The sequence below is a fragment of the Rhodobacter sp. P1_C2 genome (genome assembly GCF_056406375.1).
This window is the reverse complement of the sequence record NZ_JBFUAG010000005.1, coordinates 246,334-266,506: the sequence shown is the minus strand read 5'-3', so window position 1 is coordinate 266,506 and position 20,173 is coordinate 246,334. Positions and strand designations below refer to the sequence as shown.

Here is a 20,173-nt window from a genome sequence, read left to right as displayed (position 1 = left end):
CAGAGCGAGCTAAGCCGCTATAGCGGACTCCCGAAAAACCCGCCGCCCAGCAACCGCGCGCCTTCCTGCAGAGCAAATCGGTCCGTCATCCCCGCGACATAATCGCAGACGATGCGGGCCAGCTCGGTTTCCCCCTGTGCCGCCACGACATCGGGCTGCCACTCGTCTGGCAGCAGCTGCGGCTCGGCGAGGAACAGCGGGAAGAGGCCATCCACCACCTTGGTGACCCGCGCCCGCTCCTTCATGACCGAGGGCGCCCGGTACATCCGGTGGAACAGGAAAGAGCGGATCACCTTCAGCTCCTGGTAGAGCGGCTTGGAGAAGCGGATCACCGTGGTGCCCATGGCGCGGATCTCTTCCACCGACTGCGGCCGCGCCGCGGCAAGGCGGTTCTGCGCCACGGCGATCACATCCTCGACCATGCGGCCGAAGACCCGGCGCAAAGCCTCGTGCCGCCGGCGCATCTTCTCCAGGCCCGGATACAGCCGGTCGACCTCTTCGAAGGCCGGGCCGGTGACCGGCAGCTCCATCAGATCCTCTTCGGTGAAAAGACCCGAGCGCAGCCCGTCGTGCAAATCGTGGTGCGAATAGGCCACGTCATCGGCGATGGCCGCCACCTGCGCCTCGGCGCTGGCATGGGTGTCCAGTTCCAGATCCCAGGCGGCATTCACCTCGGCCAGGGCATAGGGCAAGGCAGCGCCCTCTTCGCCATGGCCGTGCTTCTTGTCGGCATTGGGGCCGGTGACCGGGCCATTGTGCTTGGCGATGCCTTCGAGGGTTTCCCAGGTCAGGTTGAGCCCGTCGAAATCGGCATAATGCCGTTCCAGCCGCGTGACGATGCGCAGGGCCTGGGCATTGTGGTCAAAGCCGCCATAGGGCGCCATCAACCGCTCCATCGCATCCTCGCCGGTATGGCCAAAGGGCGTGTGGCCAAGGTCATGCGCCAGGGCCACCGCCTCGGCCAGATCGGTGTTGAGGCCCAGAACCCCCGAGATCGTCCGCGCCACCTGCGCCACCTCGATCGTATGGGTCAGCCGGGTGCGGTAGTAATCGCCCTCATGTTCGACGAAGACCTGGGTCTTGTGCTTCAACCGGCGAAAGGCGCTGGAATGGATGATCCGGTCCCGGTCGCGCTGAAACGGCGAGCGGAAGGAGGACAGGCTTTCCTCATGCAGCCGCCCACGGGAGCGGTCGGGGTGGCAGGCAAATGGCGCGAGCATCGGTCCTCATCAAGCTTTTCCCTATCATACAAGGACCTGCGCCAGAGGCCAGCCCGAAGCGCCCGTGGCCGGCCGGGGAGAAGAGCGGGGGGTTTCACACCCCCCGCACCCCCCGTGGGATATTTATGGACCAATGAAGGGGGGGGCCGGGGGGGGAGGATGAGTGGGGGGAAGGTGGCGCGGGTCCGGTGCTTGAACACCGGCAGCATCAGGCCTATCTTCAAAGACCAAGGAGACCCGCCATGAGCCTGACCCTGCCCCCCCGCGTCACTGACCGTGCCTTTGCCCGCCTGGCCGAAATCGCCAGCCTGACCGGCGAGGCCAAGGCCTTGCGCGTCGCGGTCGAGGGTGGCGGCTGTTCGGGCTTTCAATACGACATCAAGCTGGACGATCCCGCGGCCGATGACCTCGTGCTGGAAAAGGATGGCCAGCGGGTTCTGGTCGACAGCGTGTCCCTGCCCTATCTGTCGAACGCGACGATCGACTTCACCGCCGAACTGATCGGCGCGCGCTTCGTGATCGAGAACCCCAACGCGGTGTCCTCCTGCGGCTGCGGCACGTCGTTCTCCCTCTGATCCGGCGCATCTCTGCTCTGGTCTTTCGCGCCAGCCGGGCTAGGTTGCGCCGATAGACCGGAGGTTCCATGTCGATCATCCTGATGCTGGGCTCGGCGCCCAATGCCACCTTGGCGTGCGACTGGCCGCGTCCGCCATTTGACCGGGTTGTTGCGATTAACAACGCCTGGCGCCTGCGCGAGGACTGGGATGATCTGGTCTGCCCCTGGGACTTTCCCGAAGACCGCCGCCCGCTGCCCGGCCCGCACCAGCGCCTGATCCTGCAGGAGGATTTCGTCCCCGCCCAGAATGCCTTCGGCGGTTTCGTCTATGCCGGCGGCACCATGGCCTTCACCACCGCCTACTGGATCCTCGCCGCGCTGAAGCCCCGGGTGATCGCCGTCTTCGGCTGCGACATGCACTATCCCGCCACCGGCCCGACCCATTTCTACGGCACCGGCACCCCCGACCCCTTGCGCGCCGACATCACCCTGCGCAGCCTCGAGGCGAAATCCGCCCGCCTGATGATCCTTGCCGCCAGGGCGGGCTGCGCCATGGTCAACCTCTCCACCGGCCCCTCGCGCCTCGTCTTCCCGCGCGCCACCCGCGATGCCCTGCCCCAGAAGCCGCCCGCCTATGACATGGCCCTTGCCGCAGAAGCCCTCACCCGCGAGGCCGAACTTGACTACCACGTCCCCTCCGGCCGCTATTGGGAGGAGGCCGCCCGCTTCGATGTGGCGGCCATCGACGCACTCGATGCGCTTTGGCTCCGCGCCGCCCGGGTGACAAGCCCGGCCTGACCCGCTACCAAGGGGTCAACCGGAGAGACCCCATGAAAATCGCCACCTTCAACATCAACGGCATCAAGGCCCGCACCGAGGCCCTTCTCGACTGGCTGCGCGAGGCCAATCCCGATGTCGTCTGCCTGCAAGAGATCAAGTCCGTCGACGAGGCCTTCCCGCGCGAGGCCTTCGAAAGCCTCGGCTATGCGGTCGAAACCCATGGCATGAAGGCCTTCAACGGCGTGGCGATCCTGTCGAAACTGCCGCTCGAGGATGTCACCCGCCGGCTGCCCGGCGACGAGGCCGACGAACACGCCCGCTGGATCGAGGCCACCGTGATGGGCCGCCGCCCGGTCCGGGTCTGCGGCCTCTACCTGCCCAACGGCAACCCGGCGCCGGGGCCGAAATACGACTACAAGCTGGCCTGGATGGGCCGGATGCGGGCGCGCACGCAGGAACTTCTGAAGCTCGAAGAGCCCCTGGTCCTCTGCGGCGACTACAACGTGATCCCGCAAGCCGAGGATGCCGCCAATCCCAAGGACTGGCTGGAGGATGCGCTTTACCTGCCGAAAACGCGCGAGGCCTATCAGCGGCTTTTGAACCTCGGCCTGACCGATGCGATCCGCGCCCGCAACCCGAACCCCGGCACCTATACCTTCTGGGATTTCCAGCGCGGCGCCTGGGAGCGTAACAACGGCATCCGGATCGACCACCTCCTCCTGTCGCCCCAGGCGGCCGATCTGCTGGTGGAAGCCGGCATCGACAAGGCGGTGCGCGGGCGCGACAAGCCCTCGGACCATGTGCCGGCCTGGATCGAGCTGGACGCCTGATGTATCCGCAAACCTGGTACGCCCGGACGCGTGAGGACCGCAGCGAGCGCCCGGTGCTCGACGGACCCCATAGCAGCGATACGGTGATCATCGGTGGCGGCCTCGCCGGCCTGACCACCGCGCTGGAGCTGGCGCGGGCCGGGGTCAGCGTCACGGTGCTGGAAAGCGAATCGATCGGCTTCGGCGCCTCGGGGCGCAATGGCGGCATCGTCTCGCCCGCCTTCGCCTGTGGCGAGGCGGCGATCGCGGCCAAGGTCGGCCCGGAAAAGGCCCGTGAATTGCACCGCTTGTCGATCGAAGGGGTGGAGCGGCTGCGCCACAACATCACGAGCCTCGGCATCACCGGGGCCGATCCGGTGCCGGGCCTCCTCTACATGCGCCGCTTCGATCAGGCGGGGGACCTCAAGGCCCATGCCGCCGCCTTCGCGCGCGACTACGACTACCCGCTCACCTACCTCGACCGCGGCGCCCTGCAAGAGCGTCTGGCGACCAGACGCTACCTGCACGGGCTGGAAGACCCGCGCGCCTTCCACATCCATCCGCTGAACTACCTGAGGGCGCTCGCGCGCGAGATCGAGCGCCTCGGCGGCAAGGTCTTCGAACGCAGCCCGGCGATGAGTGCCAGCTTCGGGCCGGACCAGTTCATCCGCACGCCTTCCGGCTCGGTCACCGCCCGCCGCGCCGTCTTTGCGACCGGGGGCTATACCGGCAGCCTGATCCCGCGCCTCAAACGGGCGATGCTGCCGATTTCCACCTATATGATGCTGACCGAGGCGGCGCCCGACCTCCTCGCCGCGACGATCAGGACCCGGGCCGCGCTGCTCGATGACCGCCGCGCCTCGGATTACTACCGCCTCGTCGACGGCGGCCGCAGGCTCCTCTGGGGCGGCCGGATCACCACGAGCCCGGCCTCGGAAGAAGGCGTCGCCCGCGAACTGCGCGCATCGATGCTCGAGGTCTATCCGCAGCTGGAACCCCTGAAGACCGAACTCGCCTGGTCGGGCCTGATGGCCTATGCCCGCCACCTGATGCCGCAGATCGGCGAGATGCAACCGAATGTCTGGCACATCACCGCCTTCGGCGGCCACGGGCTGAACACCACCGCCGTGGCCGGCAAGGTCATGGCCGAGGCGATCCTCGACGAAACCGACCGGATCCGCCATTTCGCGCCCTGGGGCCTCGACTGGGCGGGCGGCAAGATCGGCCTCGCCGTGGCCCAACTGACCTATTGGTCGCTGCAGGCCCAGGACAAATGGCGCGAACGCCGGTCCTCCTGACCCCAGCAGCCCCCAAAGATGGGCAAATTGCCCATCCTACCGGCCAACCGCGCTTTGCGGCTTCATCCAGAGACAAATATCCTCGGGAAGGTCCGGAAGGGCAGACAGCCCTTCCGGCGGGGCGGTGAGGAGGGGCTGGCCCCTCCCGGCCCGCGCCGATGGCTCCCCTGGGGAGCCTGAGAAGCGGGCCACCCCCGGCAAGCCCCGACGCCCCAGACCGACGTCACACCAATATCACACCGGAATCAGACAGACCGCCACCCGACGCCCTTCGCCCAGAAGCACGTTATAGGTCCGCGCCGCGGCAGGCGAGTTCATCACCTCGACCCCGATCCCCGCCTCCTCCAGCGCGGCACGGAAATCCGCCGGCGCATGGGCGATCTCGGCCCCGGTGCCGAGGATCAGCACGTCGATCCGGTCCTTCAGCGTCAAGGGCGTCGCCCAATCAGACAATCCGTCCCAGGGCCGCGTGTCCCAGGGCGTCACAAGGCAAGCGCCGCGGATCAGATGGGTGCCGACCCGGAAGAAGCCCGGCCCATAGCCCTCGATGGCCAGCGCCGCGCCATAGCTGATCTCGGTGAAGCGGATGTCGACCATGGCAGCCTCAGGCGTCGATATTGGCGAATTCGTGGTCCGCGCCCTTGCCGGTGTTCTTGGGCTTGTCCGACCGGTCGAGCCCGAGGAACAGCACCAGGTTCTTGGCCACGAAGACCGAGGAATAGGTGCCGAGCAGAATACCCACAAAGATCGCGAAGGAGAAGCCGCGGATCACGTCGCCGCCCAGCGCCAGCATCGAGCCCACCGCCAGCAGCGTGGTCAGCGAGGTGGCGAGCGTCCGGGTCAGCGTCTCGTTGACCGAAAGGTTCATCACTTCTTTCAGGGGCATCGTCTTGTACTTGATCAGGTTTTCCCGAAGCCGGTCGAAGACCACCACGGTGTCGTTGATCGAATAGCCCAGGATGGTCAGCAGCGCCGCCACGATGGTCAGATCGAACTTGATCTGGAAGACCGCGAAAATCCCCACCGTGATGAAGACGTCATGCAGCAGCGCCAGCACGCCACCCAGCGCGAACTGCCATTCGAAGCGCAGCCAGATATAGGCCAGGATGCCGAAGGAGGTGGCCGCCAGCGCCTTGATCGAGGACCAGACCAGTTCGGAGGAGACCTTCGGCCCCACCGTCTCCATCGAGACGATCTTCAGGTTCGGGTCCATCGCGGTCAGCGCCGCCTGCACCGATTTCAGCCCCTCGTCGCTGATCTGCTCCTGGCCCTTGGGGGCCGAAAGCCGGATCGCGGCGACATGCTGGTCGGCGCGGAAGGAGGGGTCGAAGACCTCGTTGATCGCCACATCGCCCAGCCCCAGCTTGTCGAGGGTCGAGCGGTAGAGCGCGGTATCGATCACCGTGGTCGAATCCGTGCGCAGCGTGGTGCCGCCCTTGAAGTCGATGCCGAAGTTCAGCCCCATGACGCCCCAGGCGACAAAGGACAGGACCATCAGGAACATCGAGCCGCCAAAGGTCAGCCACTGGTGCTTGAAGAAGTCGAGATTGGTGTGTTCGGGAGCGAGTCTGAGACGCCAGGCCATGGTTATATCCTCACACGATCAGGGTCTTGGGCTTGCGCCAGTTGTACCAGGCCTGGATGATCAGCCGCGTCACGAAGAGCGCGGTGAAGACCGAGGTCACGATGCCGATGCCCAGCGCCACGGCAAAGCCGCGCACCGGACCCGCGCCGAAGAAATAAAGCACGATGGCGGTGATCAGTGTCGTCACGTTGGCATCGACGATGGCCGACATGGCGCGCTCATAACCGATCTCGATGGCGCGGACGGCGGTCTTGGCATGGCGCAGCTCCTCGCGGATGCGCTCATAGACCAACACGTTGGCATCGACCGCGGTGCCGATCGTCAGCACGAGGCCCGCGATCCCCGGCAGGGTCAGCGTGCCGCCGATCATCGACAGGATGCCGAAGATCACGCCCATGTTCAGCACCAGCGCGATATTGGCGATCAGGCCGAAGATACCATAGCTCGCCAGCATGAAGAGACCGACGGCGCACATGCCGACCACGGCGGCGATCTTGCCGGCGTCGATCGAATCCTGGCCGAGTTCCGGGCCCACGGTGCGCTCTTCGAGGAAGGTCATCGCGGCGGGCAAGGCCCCGGCGCGCAGCAGAACCGCAAGGCTCGTCGCATTCTCGACCGTGAAGCTTCCTGTGATGATACCCGAACCGCCGGTGATCGCGGTCTGGATGGTCGGCGCCGAGATCACCTGCTTGTCCAGCACGATGGCGAAGGGCTCGTTGATATGCGCCCCGGTATATTCGCCGAACTTGCGCGCGCCGGTGGTGTCGAAGCGGAAGCTGACGGCGGGCCGGCCGTTCTGGTCGAAAGAGGGCTGCGCATCAACCAGGTTGTCGCCGGTCACGACCGGAAGTTCCTCGACGATGTAGTAAAGCCCCGGCCGGTCCGACGCGGGCAGCAAAAGGTTGCCCGGGCCGGGATTGGCGGTCTTGTCCGCCGTCTGGCCCACCACCGTGTTGAAGGTCAGCTTCGCCGTGGTGCCGATGATCGCCTTCAGCTCCTCGGCAGAGCCGACGCCCGGCACTTCGATCAGGATGCGGTCAGCGCCCTGACGCTGGATCGAGGGTTCGCGCGTGCCCGCGGCGTCAACCCGGCGGCGGATGATTTCCAGCGATTGCTGCATGGTGCGGTTGTCGGTCGCGGCCTTTTCGGCATCCGACAGGGTGATGACGATGTCCTGGCCATCGGCCGTGACATTCATGTCCTTCTGCCCCGCCCCGGTCAGGCTGACCACGTTCGAGGTCAGGCCCTGGATCTTGGCCACCGCCGCCTGCACGCCATCGGCATTGGTGATGGCGATGCGCAGCGTGCCATCCGGCGAAGGCTGGCGCTTGACCGGGCCGGTCACGTCGCGGATGTCCTTCAGGGCATCGCGGGCATCGGGCCAGAAGGCGTCCAGACGCTGTTTATAGACATCGGCCAGCTTGACCTCGGCCAGCAAATGCGCGCCGCCGCGCAGATCGAGGCCGAGGTTGACGAGCGCCGAGGGCGCCCAGGAGGGCCACTGATCCACCGCCGCCTGCTGTTCTGCCGTGGCAGTCCCGCCCGCTTTCGCAATGGCGGTCAGCGCGTCGTTATGGGTTTCAACCCGGCTGTAAAACAGGTTCGGTGCCGCCATGATCAGGCCGATCAGAACGACCGCCCAGATCAAGAGGCGCTTCCAGAGGGGAGTGGTCAGTTGCATGTCGCTCTCAAGAGGCCGCAGGTTCGGTCTTGGACATCACTTGCGTGATCGTGTGCTTGGCCACCTTGACCTTGACGCCTTGCGCAATCTCGACCTCGACGAAGCCGTCGTCGCCCACCTTGGTCACCTTGCCCACGATGCCGCCGCCGGTCAGCACTTCATCGCCGCGCCGCACGCTCTCGATCATCGCCTTGAGGTCCTTCATCTTCTTCTGCTGCGGACGGATCAGCAGGAAATACATGATCCCGAAGATCAGGATGAGGGGCAGGAAGGAGGAAATCGCAGAGCCGGCGCCAGCGGCACCCGCAGTCTGAGCATAAGCGGCAGTCACGAACATCGGTCGTCCTTTCGGTCAGGCCATCAGGGCCAGTCTCTTGTCAAAGCCACCCGCGCCGGGGCCGAAATCTCGGCCAGGCGTCAGGCAAGCCCAATGGCTCCGGGGCAGCGGCCCACCCCGGAAATTGGCGGCACCCTACAGATGGGCATCAGGATGCGCAAGGCAAGGTCTGGTGAGCGGCAGGATCGCCCTGCCCCGCTGTTGCAGCCATTTTTGACGGGCGAAGGCGCGGTTCAGCCCGCCGCAGGCCGCCGCGCCGTCACGATCAGCGCCTGCATCGGCCGCGCGATCGGCCCCGGGCCAAAGCGGCGCTCCAAAGCCTCGGCAACCTCTGCCGTCACCGGGCCCAGACGACCCGGCGCACGGGCCTCGATCTCGGGGCGCATCGGCGTGCCCTGACAGATCGCCGTGGCCGCAGCCATCGCATCCGGCGCGGTGGAGATGCGGTCCACCGTCTCGACCTCGATCGCATCGAAGCCCGCCGCCCGCAGATCATCGCCGATCACAGCCGCGTCATGGTAGCCATGCGGCACCCGCGCGATGAAATCCGGCGGGCTTTCGGGGAAGATCGCGGCCAAGGCCTCCAGCACCCCCTCGGTGATGATATTGTGCGAAACCGGGCCCCAGACCGTCATCACGAGGCTTCCGCCCGGCCGCAGGACACGCAGCGCCTCGGCAAAGCCCTTGATCTTGCTGGGAAAGAACATCGCGCCGAACTGGCAGATCACCACGTCGAAGGCGGCATCCGGCTCGGCCAGCGCGAGGGCATCCGCCGCCTGCCAGACAAGCCGCGCATCGGCAGGTTGCAGGCTGCGCGCCACCTCCAGCATCGCGGGGTTGAGGTCGGTGACCAGATAACGCGCCCCCGGCCCCAGAAGCGGGGCCAGCGCCCGCGGCACCACACCGCTGCCCGCCGCCGTCTCCAAGACCGCCGAGGGGTGCAGGGCCGCCACCCGCCGCGCCACCTCCTCGGCATAGGGGGTGAAGAGCATCGGCACCATCAGCCTGTTGTAAAGCTCGGGGATCGCCCCGGCAAAGACCGTATCCGTCGCCCGACCCGACCCAGATTCCACGCTGACGCCCTCCCCGCTGATCCGCCGCCATCATGCGCCTGCGCCCCCGGCGGACCAAGCAAATTCGGCAAGGTGCGGGATGCGGGGGCCGGGGGGAAAAACCTAATCAAAGGTTAACGAATTTTGGATTATCACTATTTATCCGAGCGTTACCAAAGATTGCACGCGTGAAATCCCGCGATTTCACACCCTTTCCCTGAAAGCGCAAATCAGGCATAACCCCGCCCACGTCCTGAACCCAGAGGCCCTGAAAATGCACGACATCCGCGCCATCCGTGAAAACCCCGCCGCCTTCGACGCGGCCCTGTCGCGTCGCGGACTGTCCGGCCTCTCGTCCGAGATCCTCGCCCTGGACGAGGCCCGCCGCGCCAAGATCCTCGCGGCCGAGACCGCGACCGCCGAGCAGAACCGCGCCTCCAAAGAGGTCGGCGCCGCCAAGGCCCGCGGCGACAACGCCGAATTCGAACGCCTGCGCGGCCTCGTGGCCGAAAAGAAGGCCGAGATCCAGCGCCTGACCGAAGAGGCCGCCGCCGAAGACACCCGCCTGCGCGACATGCTCATGGGCATCCCGAACCTCCCCCTCGACGAGGTGCCGGAAGGCCGCGACGAGGCCGACAACGTCGAGATCCACCGCTGGGGCAACCCGCGCAACTTCGACTTCACCCCGAAGGAGCATTTCGACATTCCCGGTGTCAAACCCGGCATGGATTTCGAAACCGCCGCCAAACTTTCCGGCAGCCGCTTCGTCGTCCTCAAAGGCGCCGTCATCCGCGTCCACCGCGCCCTGTCCCAGCTGATGCTCGACACCCATGTCGAAGAGCACGGCCTGCAGGAAACCTGGACCCCGGTCCTCGTGAAGGAAGAGGCGATGTACGGCACCAACCAGCTGCCCAAATTCGCCGAGGACAGCTACCAGACCACCAACGGCTGGTGGCTGATCCCGACCTCGGAAGTCACCCTGACCAACACCGTCTCGGGCGAGATCCTTGATGAGGCGCAACTCCCGATCCGGATGACCGCCCATACCCAGTGCTTCCGCTCCGAGGCGGGGTCTTCGGGCAAGGACACCACGGGCATGCTGCGCCAGCACCAGTTCGAAAAGGTCGAGATGGTGACGATCTGCACCCCCGACACCGCGCTGGCCGAACACGACCGCATGACCACCTGCGCGCAGGCGATCCTCGAAAAGCTCGGCCTGCCCTACCGCACCATCGTCCTTTGCACCGGCGACATGGGCTTTGGCGCGCAGAAGACCCATGACCTCGAGGTCTGGCTGCCCGGCCAGCAGAAATACCGCGAGATCTCCTCGGTCTCGACCTGCGGCGCCTTCCAGGCCCGCCGGATGAACGCCCGCTTCCGCCCCACCGCAGGCGGCAAGCCGGAGTATCTGGCGACGCTCAACGGCTCCGGCCTCGCTGTCGGCCGCTGCCTGATCGCGGTGCTGGAGAACGGCCAGCAGGAAGACGGCTCGGTCGACCTGCCCCAGGCTCTGCACCCCTACCTCGGCGGCAAGACCCGGATCACGGCCGACGGCGCCCTGTCCTGAACCAGAAAGGGGGGCTGTCTGCCCCCCTCGCCTGCGGCTTCACCCCCCGAGGATATTTGCTTCTGGATGAAGCGAAAGAGCGGGCCTTACCCCTTGCTCTTTGCCCAAATACTCCCGCCGGAGGCACACCTGAGCCGGTTGGCCGCAGGCCAGAGGCGAGGACAAGACTTGCGCCGCAGGCGCGCCTTTGGATCAGGTCCAGTCCAGCACGACCTTGCCGGACAGGCCCGACCGCATCGTCTCGAAACCGGTCACGAAATCCGCCGCCTTGAAGCGGTGGGTGATGACCTTGCGGACGTCGAGGCCGTTTTCCAGCATCGCGATCATCTTGTACCAGGTCTCGAAAATCTCGCGGCCATAGACGCCCTTGATGGTGATGGCCTTGAAGACGATCCGGCTCCAGTCCACCGGTGATTTGCCGGGCGGGATGCCGAGCATCGCGATCTTGCCCCCCATCACCAGGCTTTCGATCATCTGGTCCAGCGCCTGCTGGTTGCCCGACATCTCCATCCCGATATCAAAGCCCTGCGCCATCTTGAGGCGGCTTTGCACCTCGCGCAGGTCTTCCTTGGCCACGTTGACCGGCGTCACATCGGCCACTTGCGCCGCCAGTTCCAGCCGCGCCGGGTTCACATCCGTGATCACCACATGCCGCGCGCCGACATGCCGCGCCACCGCCGCCGCCATGATGCCGATCGGCCCGGCACCGGTGATCAGCACATCCTCGCCCACCAGATCGAAGCTGAGCGCGGTGTGGACCGCGTTGCCGAGCGGGTCGAGGATCGCACCGATGTCATCGTCGATCGCATCCGGCAGGGGCACCACGTTGAAGGCCGGCAGGCGCAGGTATTCGGCGAAGGCGCCCGGCTCGTTCACCCCGATGCCGCGCGTCGCGGGGTCGAGGTGGAAACGCCCGGCCCGGCTTTGCCGCGACAGCTTGCCGATCAGATGCCCCTCGCCCGAGCAGCGCTGGCCGATCGCCAGCCCCTCGACCAAAGCGCCCTTGGCCACGATCTCGCCCGCGAACTCGTGCCCGGTCACCAGACCCACCGGCACGGTCCTGGCCGCCCATTCGTCCCAGTTCCAGATATGGATATCGGTGCCGCAGATCCCGGTTTTCTTCACCTTGATCAGCACATCCTCCGGCCCGATCTCGGGCACCGGGCGCTCTTCGGACCAGAGCCCGATCTCAGCCTTGGATTTGACCAGCGCCTTCATCAGAGCACCCCCACAGCGCGGCCCGCCGCCGCAAAAGCCTCAAGTCCGAAGTCGAGATCCGCCCGCGTCAGCGCGGCATTCATCTGCGTCCTGATCCGCGCCAATCCGCGCGGCACCACCGGAAAGAAGAAGGCCGAGACCATGACCCCGCGCGCATCCAGCGCCTTGGCAAAGTCCTGCGCCAGGGGTGCCTCGCCGATCATCACCGGCACGATCGGATGGCTGCCCGGCAGCAGGCGGAAGCCCGCAGCCTCCAGCCCCGCGCGCCAGTATTGCGCGTTTTCGGTCAGGCGAGCGCGCAGATCATCGGCACCCTCGACGATGTCCAGCGCCGCCAGCGCTGCCGCCACCACGGCAGGCGGCAAAGCGTTGGAGAAGAGATAGGGCCGCGCCCGCTGGCGCAGAAGGTCGATCACCGGCTGCGGCCCGGCGATATAGCCGCCAAGCGCGCCGCCCAAAGCCTTGCCAAAGGTGCCGGTGAGGATATCCACCTTGACCCCGGCCCGTGCCGGCGTGCCCCTGCCCTGCGGACCGACAAAGCCGGTCGCATGGCAATCATCCACCATGGTCAGCGCGCCATATTGCGCCGCAAGCTTGGTCACAGCCCCCAGATCGGCGAAGGTACCGTCCATCGAAAAGACGCCATCCGTCGCCACCAGGATAAACCGCGCGCCACCGTCGCGGGCGGCCTTCAGCTGGCGCTCCAGATCCTCCATGTCGTTGTTCTGGAAGCGGAAGCGCTTTGCCTTCGACAGGCGGATGCCGTCGATGATCGAGGCATGGTTGAGGCTGTCGGAGATGATCGCATCGGCCTCGCCCATCAAGGGCTCGAAGACCGCACCATTGGCGTCGAAACAGGCGGCAAACAGGATCGAATCCTCGGTGCCGAGGAAGCCCGCCAGCCGGGTTTCCAGCTGCCGGTGCAGATCCTGCGTGCCACAGATGAAGCGGACCGAGGCCATGCCGTAGCCGTGGCTGTCCATCGCCGCCCTGGCCGCAGAAATCAGGCGAGGATCGTCGGCCAACCCAAGGTAATTATTGGCACAAAGGTTCAGCATCTCGCGCCCGGCGATGCGCACGCGGGCGCCTTGCGGCCCCTCGATCAGCCGCTCGCGCTTCATCAGGCCCTCGGCCTCGATCCCCGCGAGGGTCGCTTTCAGATGGGTCAGGAAGGCGTCTGGCATTGCGGAATCTCCTCCGGTTTAGCGGAATAATCGCGGAAAGGGCAGTGCATGTCAATATAACGGAATCGTATCCGCCAAAGCGGACTCCCTTTTCATCCAGATCCAAATATCCTGCAGGGGGTCCGGGGGATGCAAAATCCCCCGGCCGGGTCAGCTGTCCTGCACGATCAGAATGGCCCGCGCCGCGCCACCCAGCGCATGGATCGCATGGGGGCGGTCGGCGGGGTAACGGGCGGTGTCGCCGGGGCCGAGGTGGCTTTCCTCCTCGCCGCTCAGCACCCGCAGATGGCCTTCGATCACGGTCAGATGCTCACGGCAGCCCGGCGAATGCGGGTCGCTGACCAGATCGCCGCCGGGACCGAAGGCCAGGTCATAGACCTCATGCTCGCCCACCGCCTCGGCGGGGGAAAGGATGCGGATCACGAGGTCACGGCCGCGGCCCCCGATGACGGGGGCGGCCTCGGCGCGGATCACTTCGATGCCAGGCGAGGGGCGGCCTTCGAGGAGGCCCGCGAAATCGACCTGCAGCGCCTGGGTCAGGTTCCACAGCGTCGCCACCGTGGGCGAGGATTCGCCGCGCTCGATCTGGCTGACCATGGAGCGGCTGACGCCGGAAAGCTTCGCCACCGCATCAAGGCTGAGGCCGCGCGCCTTGCGGGCTTCGCGCAAGGAGGCGGCAAGGCGGTCGTGGATGTCGGAGCGCGGGTTCATGGCCGGCATATGACGCCAAGCCCCGCCCCGCCGTCAACGCCCTGCATCGGGCGAAGCCGCCTCCGGCGGGGATATTTTCGTCTGGATGAAAACCTCAGGTGCCGCAGAAGGTGACATAGGGTCCGAAGCCCGAGGGCGCGGGAAGGCTGAAAGCCTCGCGTCCGGTTTCGGGGGCAAAGGGGCTCTGGATGGCCGCCAGAAGCGCGTGGAACGGGCCGAGGTCGCCATCGGTCGCGGCGGCCAGGGCCTCTTCGACCTTGTGGTTGCGCGGGATCACGACGGGATTGGCGGCGCGCAGGACCTTGGGCGCATCGGGGGCCAGACGGGCGCGCCACTCCGGCAGCCAGGCAATCATCCGCGCCGGATCGGGGAGGAGGGAGAGGAGCGCGCCTTCCCGCCCCTCGGCAGCATCGGCGAGGCGGCGAAAGCTCAGCGTCCAGTCGGCGCCGGTGATCGCCTGCAGGAAAGCCTCCGCCAGGGCGCCGTCGCCGGGGTCCTCGCCGTTCAAGGCCAGCTTGCCGCGCATCACCGCCTCCCAGGCCTTGCGATAGGCGGGGGCGATGGCGTCGAGGCGCGCATTGGCGATCTCGACCGCGCGGGTTTCGTTCGGGTCGATGAGGGGCAGCAGCGCCTCGGCCAAGCGGGAGAGGTTCCAGGCCATGATCTGCGGCTGGTTGGCATAGGCATAAAGCCCCTGCCGGTCGATCGAGGAGAAGACCGTGCCCGGGGCATAGGCCTCCATGAAGGCGCAGGGGCCGTAGTCGATCGTCTCGCCCGAAAGCGCCATGTTGTCGGTGTTCATCACGCCATGGATGAAGCCAAGCCCCATCCATTGCGCGATGAGCGCCACCTGCCTTGCGGTGACCTCATCGAAGAGGCCGAGCGCGTCATCGGGGGCGAGATGGGGGTAATGGCGGGCGATGGTATAGGCGGTCAATGCCTTCAACTTCGGCAGATCGTCACGAGCAGCAAAGAACTGGAAGGTGCCGACGCGAATATGGCTGGCCGCGATCCGGGCCAGCACCGCGCCGGGCACGAGGCCGGTGTCGCGGCGGATCCGCTCGCCGGTGGCGGTGACGGCCAGCGACCTTGTGGTGGGCACGCCAAGCGCCGCCATCGCCTCGGAGATCAGGTATTCGCGCAGCATCGGCCCCAGCGCCGCCTTGCCATCGCCACCGCGCGAAAACGAGGTGCGGCCCGAGCCCTTCAGCTGCAGATCGAAGCGGCCGCGCGGCGTGGTCAATTCGCCCAGCAGGTGGGCCCGGCCATCGCCGAGCTGCGGCGAGAATCCGCCAAACTGGTGGCCGGCATAGGCCTGGGTGATCGGCTCGGCACCCGGCGGCACCTCGCCCCCGGCGAGCCAGGCCGGATGGGCGGCCAGTTCCGAGGGATCGAGACCGAGGCTTAGGGCCAGCGCTTCGTTCAGCACCACGATCGCCGGCATGGGGGCGGTCGCGGGTGCCTCGCGCAGATAGGTGCCGGGCAGATCGCGGGCATAGGAATGGTCGAAGGTCAGGGCCATGTCGGTCTCCTTGGGGTCCAGATATGGGCGCAAGCGGGGATGGCTGCAAGCCCGGCCCGCCGATGCCGGGCAGAGGTCTCGCCTCGGTGCCGACCACAGGCGCGCCCGCCCAGCCGCGATTCATCGCGGCTGCCCCCGCCCGGCGCCAGGACCGCAATTCATTGCGGCCCTGGCGCCGGGCAACCTGCAGGAGAAGGGAAATGGTCGGAGTGAAGGGATTCGAACCCCCGACATCCTGCTCCCAAAGCAGGCGCGCTACCTGACTGCGCTACACTCCGTACCTTCAGGCTTCCTAGCCGGGTTTTGCGCGATTGAAAAGCTTTCGCTGGCGCCCGTGGCACCTAGTTTGCGCAGGTCCAGCCCGCCATGGTCTGGTCGATCTCGGCGGCCCGCATCTCGGCCCCCGGCACGATCCCCATCCGTGCGGCCAATCCGCCATTGATCTCAAGCACATAGGTCACACCCTCGCCGCCGTCGATCGGGGTGAGGTCACCCGGCACCGCGTTGGAATGCACCGTGATCACCCGCCCCGTCGCATCGGCAAAGACCATGTCGAGCGGAATGAGCGTGTTCTTCATCCAGAAATAGGCATGTTCGGGCACGGCATAGACGAAGAGCATCCCGGCCGAGGCCGACATATGGTCGCGAAACATCAGTCCCTTGGCGCGCTCGGCCTCGGTATCGGCCACATCGACGGTGAAGCGCGCCTGGCCGCCCTTCCAGCGCAGTTCCACCACATCCGGGGCGCAGGCGGCAAAGGCCGGAAGCGCGGCAAAGAACCCCGCGGCCAGGCCCAGAAGGCCGAAACTCACTCGCGCCGCGAAGAGCTTTCCCATGACACCACCTGTACGGCCATCCGGCCCCTCTTGCCCTCGACGATCCTCAGGCAGACCGCCTCGCCCGCCTGAAGATCGGCAAAGCCCGAGACGCGCAGCACCTCGACATGGACAAAGACATCTTCCGGCCGGCCGAAGACATTGGCAAAGCCGAATCCCTTGTCCTTGTCGAACCACTTCACGCGGGCCGGTTCAAGCGGCAAGTCGGCGTAATCCTCGGCGGCGGTGCCTTCCTGCTCGGTCAGGTTCAGCTGCAGCCCCGGCGGCGGCGCGATTTCCAGCACCTCGACCGCCTGCTGGCCGCGCGCGGTCCTCTGCACCCGGACCTTGATCGACGAGCCGTCCGACACCGAGCTTTGCCCGAAATTGCGCAGTACATTGGCATGCAACAGGATGTCGCTGCCGCCTTCCCCAGACACGATGAAGCCGAATCCCTTGCCGGGATCGAACCATTTCACCAGGCCCTGAAGGATCAGGGGTGTCTTGTCTTCGTCTTCCATGGGCAACGGTTTTTTCCGGTGTAAGTCTCGCACGCAAATGCATGCAACGAACAAAAACGAACATGCAAGAGGCAAAGATGAGAAAACAGGCAAGTCTTACGTTAACGTCACCTGGCCGCTCATCAAAGCGCCGAATTACGGGTTGAGCCTTTCGACGGTCCACGCGGCGGTTGAGTCCGCCCGGGTCCAGCGGAAACGGTCGTGCAGGCGGAAGGCGCCGTCGGCCCAGAACTCGATCTCGACCGGGGTGATGCGGAAGCCGCCCCAGAAGGGCGGGCGTTTGGGGTTCGGGCCCTGGGCCAGGGTGACCTTGGCCACCTCGGCCATCAGCGCGGCGCGCGAGGCCAGGGGCTGCGACTGGTCGCTGGCCCAGGCGCCGAGCCGCGATTTCAGGCTGCGCGAGGCGTAATAGGCATCGGCCTGCGTGCCCTCTTCGCGGGTGACGGTGCCCCTCACCCGGATCTGGCGGCGCAGCGATTTCCAGTGCATCACGAAAGCCGCCGTGCCGGAAGCCTCGATCTCCTGCGCCTTTTTCGACCCGTAATTGGTGTAGAAGACGAAGGCCGCCGCCTCGATGTCCTTCAAAAGCACCATGCGCACATTGGGCAGTCCCGAGGCATCGACCGTGGCCAGCGCAATGGCGTTCGGGTCGTTGACTTCGGTGGCTTCCGCCTCGGCCAGCCAGGCTTTCGCCAGGACAAAGGGGTCATCCCCCGCAAAAATGCCCGTTCTGTCCGTCATCCGTCCCTCCTGACCGCAAGCCCCGCCCTTGATGCAGCCGCGCCTTTCGCCTACACCGGGCCCAAGCGGATAGGTGGCTGGGGAAGACCGAATGTCAACTGGACTTATGGCAGGTAAGCGGGGCCTCATCATGGGCCTTGCCAACGACAAATCCATTGCCTGGGGCATCGCCAAGACTCTGGCCGATCACGGCGCGGAGATGGCGTTCTCATATCAGGGCGAGGCTTTGAAGAAGCGGGTCGATCCCCTGATCGCCTCGATCGGCATGTCCGAGATGGTGGAATGCGATGTCTCGGACGAGGCCTCGATCGACGCGCTTTTCGCGCGCCTGGCCGAGAAATGGGGCAAGCTCGACTTCCTCGTCCATGCCATCGGCTTTTCCGACAAGAACGAGCTGCGCGGGCGCTATGTCGATACGTCCAAGGCGAATTTCGCCATGACGATGGATATCTCGGTCTATTCCTTCACCTCGGTGTCGCGGCGTGCGGCGGCGATGATGGCGGATGGCGGCAGCCTGCTGACGCTGACCTATTACGGCGCCGAGAAGGTCATGCCGCACTATAATGTGATGGGTGTCGCCAAGGCCGCGCTGGAGGCTTCGGTCAAGTACCTGGCCGAGGATCTCGGCAAGGACGGCATCCGGGTCAATGCGATCTCGGCCGGACCGATCAAGACCCTCGCGGCCTCGGGCATCGGCGATTTCCGCTATATCATGAAATGGAACGAGCTGAACTCGCCGCTCCGCCGCAACGTCGATCAGGAGGAGGTCGGCAAGGCCGCGCTCTACCTGCTGTCGGACCTGGGCAGCGGCACCACGGGCGAGAATCTGCATGTCGATGCGGGCTACCATGTCGTCGGCATGAAGGCGGTCGATGCGCCGGACATTGACGCGGCCAATGGGCGGAAGGACGCCTGATGACCCTTGCGGCCTTTCTGTCCGTCGCCCTGATGCACCTGATGGCGGCCATCAGCCCCGGCCCTGCCGTGCTGATGTCGGCCCGCATCGGCCTGACCGAGGGGCTGCGCGCCGGCATCTTCGTGGCGCTTGGCATCGGGGTCGGCGGGGTGATCTGGGCCTCGGCCGCGCTGTTCGGCCTGGCCCTGGTGTTTCAGGCGGCCCCTGCCCTGTTGTGGGCGATGCGGCTTTTCGGGGCGGCCTATCTTCTGTGGATGGCCTGGGGTCTCTGGCGCGATGCCGACCAGCCGATCTCGGCCGGTGAGGCGGTGACGCCGCGCGGCGCGCTGGCGGCCTTCCGGCTCGGGCTTTGGACTCAGCTGTCGAACCCCAAGCCGGCCGTTCTCTTCTCTGCCATTTTCCTTGGCACCGTGCCGCAGGGCACGCCGACCTGGGTCTTTCTGGCGCTTCTTGCGGTTGTATTCCTCAATGAAACGCTGTGGAATGTGACGGTCGCGCGGATTTTCTCTTTCAACCGTGCCCGGCACGCTTATATCAGCCTCAAATCCGTGATCGACCGGGTTCTGGGGGGACTGCTCGCCCTGCTCGGGCTCAAGATCGCCGCTTCTTCCTGAGGATGCCATGACCGACCGTCTGCCGCATGAAAAGGGTTTCCACGTCAGCTGGGACCAGATCCACCGCGATGCACGGGCGCTGGCCTGGCGTCTGGATGGCAAGGGGCCGGACGGCGGGGCTTGGCGCGCCGTGGTCGGCATCACCCGCGGCGGCCTCGTGCCCGCGATGATCGTCAGCCGCGAGCTGGATATCCGCGTCGTCGATACGATCTCGGTCAAATCCTATCATTCCGGCGGCGGCGCAGCCGATCAGCGCAGCGAGGCGGTGGTGACCAAGGCGCCGCAGGCCGACCTGATGGGCGACGGCACCGGCATCCTGATCGTCGACGACCTGGTGGATTCGGGCAAGACGCTGGAGCTGGTCCGCAAGCTTTACCCCAAGGCGCATTTCGCCACGGTCTATGCCAAGCCCAAGGGCAAGCCGATGGTCGACAGCTATATCACGGAAGTGTCACAGGATACCTGGATATTCTTTCCCTGGGACATGGCCTTGCAATATGTCCAGCCCTACCGCGGTCAGGACTGAGGATGACATGCTGATCAATCCGGCCAGTCGGCTGGGCAAGTGGCTGCATTGGCTGTTCGAGGCCAGTCTGGTGCTGAAGGGTCTTTTCGCCGCGGGCGAAAGCCTCGGCGGCCTCGGGCTTCTGCTGACGCCGAACATGACGATCATCAACTTCGTCGGCTGGCTGACCCGGCACAACCTGACCCAGCAGCCCGATGCCGACATGGCGCAATGGGTGCAGCATCTGACCCAGGCCTTTCCGATCCAGGTGCAGCATTTCTATGCCTTCTACCTGCTGGCGCATGGCGCGATCAAGTTTGCCATGGTGATCATGCTGGCGCGGCGCATCCTCTGGGCCTATCCCGGGGCCATGGTGCTGCTGGCGGGCTTCGTCGTCTACCAGATGACCGAGTTCCTCAGCCACGGCTCGCTGGCCTTCCTCGCGCTCTCCTGCCTCGATACGATCATGATCGTGCTGGTCTACCGCGAATGGGGCGTGCTGAAGCTGATCAAAAGTCAGGCGCACCCCGGCTGAGGCCTT

The 20,173-nt window shown here is 66.0% G+C and carries 22 protein-coding genes and 1 tRNA gene; 9 read left to right on the top strand and 14 right to left on the bottom strand.

Going from position 1 to position 20,173, the window contains the following annotated elements:
- Window positions 1–17 precede the first annotated feature (17 nt).
- The gene (locus AC1DZT_RS10360; protein ID WP_478006545.1) at window positions 18–1,220 is read right to left on the bottom strand and encodes a deoxyguanosinetriphosphate triphosphohydrolase; all 1,203 of its coding nucleotides are present in this window, start codon (window positions 1,218–1,220) and stop codon (window positions 18–20) included.
- Window positions 1,221–1,468: 248 nt separating this feature from the next.
- Here AC1DZT_RS10360 and AC1DZT_RS10355 point away from each other — a divergent pair, with 248 nt between their 5' ends.
- The 4 genes from AC1DZT_RS10355 (at window position 1,469) to AC1DZT_RS10340 (ending at window position 4,663) form a co-directional block, all read left to right on the top strand.
- Window positions 1,469–1,795 (top strand): HesB/IscA family protein, encoded by a 327-nt coding sequence (locus tag AC1DZT_RS10355; RefSeq protein ID WP_478006652.1) that lies wholly within the window; start codon window positions 1,469–1,471, stop codon window positions 1,793–1,795.
- A 68-nt stretch (window positions 1,796–1,863) separates the two neighbouring features.
- Window positions 1,864–2,574, top strand: a complete 711-nt coding sequence (locus AC1DZT_RS10350; RefSeq protein ID WP_478006544.1) for a hypothetical protein — start codon at window positions 1,864–1,866, stop codon at window positions 2,572–2,574.
- A 32-nt stretch (window positions 2,575–2,606) separates the two neighbouring features.
- Window positions 2,607–3,386 (top strand): exodeoxyribonuclease III, encoded by a 780-nt coding sequence (xth, locus tag AC1DZT_RS10345; protein ID WP_478006543.1) that lies wholly within the window; start codon window positions 2,607–2,609, stop codon window positions 3,384–3,386.
- Window positions 3,386–4,663: an NAD(P)/FAD-dependent oxidoreductase gene (locus tag AC1DZT_RS10340; protein WP_478006542.1), complete on the top strand. Its 1,278-nt coding sequence runs from the start codon at window positions 3,386–3,388 to the stop codon at window positions 4,661–4,663. The genes xth and AC1DZT_RS10340 overlap by 1 nt, the downstream gene beginning before the upstream one ends.
- A gap of 234 nt (window positions 4,664–4,897) precedes the next feature.
- Here AC1DZT_RS10340 and AC1DZT_RS10335 read toward each other — a convergent pair whose 3' ends face one another.
- The 5 genes from AC1DZT_RS10335 to AC1DZT_RS10315 all read right to left on the bottom strand — a co-directional run bounded on the left by AC1DZT_RS10335 (window position 4,898) and on the right by AC1DZT_RS10315 (window position 9,339).
- Window positions 4,898–5,251 (bottom strand): Mth938-like domain-containing protein, encoded by a 354-nt coding sequence (locus AC1DZT_RS10335; RefSeq protein WP_478006651.1) that lies wholly within the window; start codon window positions 5,249–5,251, stop codon window positions 4,898–4,900.
- 16 nt (window positions 5,252–5,267) lie between these two features.
- Entirely contained in the window at window positions 5,268–6,248 is a 981-nt protein-coding gene (gene secF / locus AC1DZT_RS10330; RefSeq protein WP_478006541.1) for a protein translocase subunit SecF, read from the bottom strand.
- Between the two features lie 10 nt (window positions 6,249–6,258).
- Window positions 6,259–7,929 carry a protein translocase subunit SecD gene (gene secD / locus AC1DZT_RS10325; protein ID WP_478006540.1) on the bottom strand — a complete coding sequence of 557 codons (1,671 nt, stop codon included), beginning with the start codon at window positions 7,927–7,929 and terminating at the stop codon, window positions 6,259–6,261.
- A 7-nt stretch (window positions 7,930–7,936) separates the two neighbouring features.
- Complete coding sequence (gene yajC, locus AC1DZT_RS10320) at window positions 7,937–8,266, bottom strand: preprotein translocase subunit YajC (protein ID WP_478006539.1); 330 nt, start codon at window positions 8,264–8,266, stop codon at window positions 7,937–7,939.
- A gap of 233 nt (window positions 8,267–8,499) precedes the next feature.
- Window positions 8,500–9,339: a class I SAM-dependent methyltransferase gene (locus AC1DZT_RS10315; protein ID WP_478006538.1), complete on the bottom strand. Its 840-nt coding sequence runs from the start codon at window positions 9,337–9,339 to the stop codon at window positions 8,500–8,502.
- A gap of 253 nt (window positions 9,340–9,592) precedes the next feature.
- On the opposite strand from AC1DZT_RS10315, the gene serS reads away from it, so the two are divergent.
- Window positions 9,593–10,885: a serine--tRNA ligase gene (gene serS, locus AC1DZT_RS10310; protein WP_478006537.1), complete on the top strand. Its 1,293-nt coding sequence runs from the start codon at window positions 9,593–9,595 to the stop codon at window positions 10,883–10,885.
- A gap of 192 nt (window positions 10,886–11,077) precedes the next feature.
- Here serS and tdh read toward each other — a convergent pair whose 3' ends face one another.
- The 8 genes from tdh to pdxH form a co-directional block, all read right to left on the bottom strand.
- Window positions 11,078–12,103, bottom strand: a complete 1,026-nt coding sequence (tdh, locus tag AC1DZT_RS10305; protein WP_478006536.1) for an L-threonine 3-dehydrogenase — start codon at window positions 12,101–12,103, stop codon at window positions 11,078–11,080.
- Window positions 12,103–13,287: a glycine C-acetyltransferase gene (locus AC1DZT_RS10300; RefSeq protein WP_478006535.1), complete on the bottom strand. Its 1,185-nt coding sequence runs from the start codon at window positions 13,285–13,287 to the stop codon at window positions 12,103–12,105. The genes tdh and AC1DZT_RS10300 overlap by 1 nt, the downstream gene beginning before the upstream one ends.
- 150 nt (window positions 13,288–13,437) lie before the next feature.
- Window positions 13,438–13,998: a helix-turn-helix domain-containing protein gene (locus AC1DZT_RS10295; protein WP_478006534.1), complete on the bottom strand. Its 561-nt coding sequence runs from the start codon at window positions 13,996–13,998 to the stop codon at window positions 13,438–13,440.
- 94 nt (window positions 13,999–14,092) lie between these two features.
- Window positions 14,093–15,520: a protein adenylyltransferase SelO gene (locus AC1DZT_RS10290; protein WP_478006533.1), complete on the bottom strand. Its 1,428-nt coding sequence runs from the start codon at window positions 15,518–15,520 to the stop codon at window positions 14,093–14,095.
- A 201-nt stretch (window positions 15,521–15,721) separates the two neighbouring features.
- Window positions 15,722–15,798, bottom strand: a tRNA-Pro gene (locus tag AC1DZT_RS10285).
- Window positions 15,799–15,861: 63 nt separating this feature from the next.
- The gene (locus AC1DZT_RS10280) at window positions 15,862–16,356 is read right to left on the bottom strand and encodes a DUF192 domain-containing protein (protein ID WP_478006532.1); all 495 of its coding nucleotides are present in this window, start codon (window positions 16,354–16,356) and stop codon (window positions 15,862–15,864) included.
- On the bottom strand, window positions 16,329–16,856 hold the full coding sequence (locus AC1DZT_RS10275) for a cold-shock protein (RefSeq protein WP_478006531.1): 528 nt from the start codon (window positions 16,854–16,856) through the stop codon (window positions 16,329–16,331). The genes AC1DZT_RS10280 and AC1DZT_RS10275 overlap by 28 nt, the downstream gene beginning before the upstream one ends.
- 135 nt (window positions 16,857–16,991) lie before the next feature.
- A complete protein-coding gene (gene pdxH, locus AC1DZT_RS10270; RefSeq protein WP_478006530.1) occupies window positions 16,992–17,597 on the bottom strand; it encodes a pyridoxamine 5'-phosphate oxidase in 606 nt (201 codons plus the stop codon).
- Window positions 17,598–17,688: 91 nt separating this feature from the next.
- Here pdxH and fabI point away from each other — a divergent pair, with 91 nt between their 5' ends.
- Genes fabI through AC1DZT_RS10250 form a run of 4 tightly spaced genes read left to right on the top strand, consistent with a single transcriptional unit; the run spans window position 17,689 to window position 20,167 of the window.
- Window positions 17,689–18,513 carry an enoyl-ACP reductase FabI gene (gene fabI / locus AC1DZT_RS10265; RefSeq protein WP_478006529.1) on the top strand — a complete coding sequence of 275 codons (825 nt, stop codon included), beginning with the start codon at window positions 17,689–17,691 and terminating at the stop codon, window positions 18,511–18,513.
- Window positions 18,513–19,127: a LysE family translocator gene (locus AC1DZT_RS10260; protein ID WP_478006528.1), complete on the top strand. Its 615-nt coding sequence runs from the start codon at window positions 18,513–18,515 to the stop codon at window positions 19,125–19,127. The genes fabI and AC1DZT_RS10260 overlap by 1 nt, the downstream gene beginning before the upstream one ends.
- A 7-nt stretch (window positions 19,128–19,134) precedes the next feature.
- On the top strand, window positions 19,135–19,653 hold the full coding sequence (gene gpt, locus AC1DZT_RS10255; RefSeq protein ID WP_478006527.1) for a xanthine phosphoribosyltransferase: 519 nt from the start codon (window positions 19,135–19,137) through the stop codon (window positions 19,651–19,653).
- Window positions 19,654–19,660: 7 nt separating this feature from the next.
- Window positions 19,661–20,167, top strand: coding sequence for a DUF2127 domain-containing protein (locus tag AC1DZT_RS10250; RefSeq protein ID WP_478006526.1), 507 nt, complete (start codon window positions 19,661–19,663; stop codon window positions 20,165–20,167).
- The last annotated feature ends 6 nt before the right edge of the window (window positions 20,168–20,173 follow it).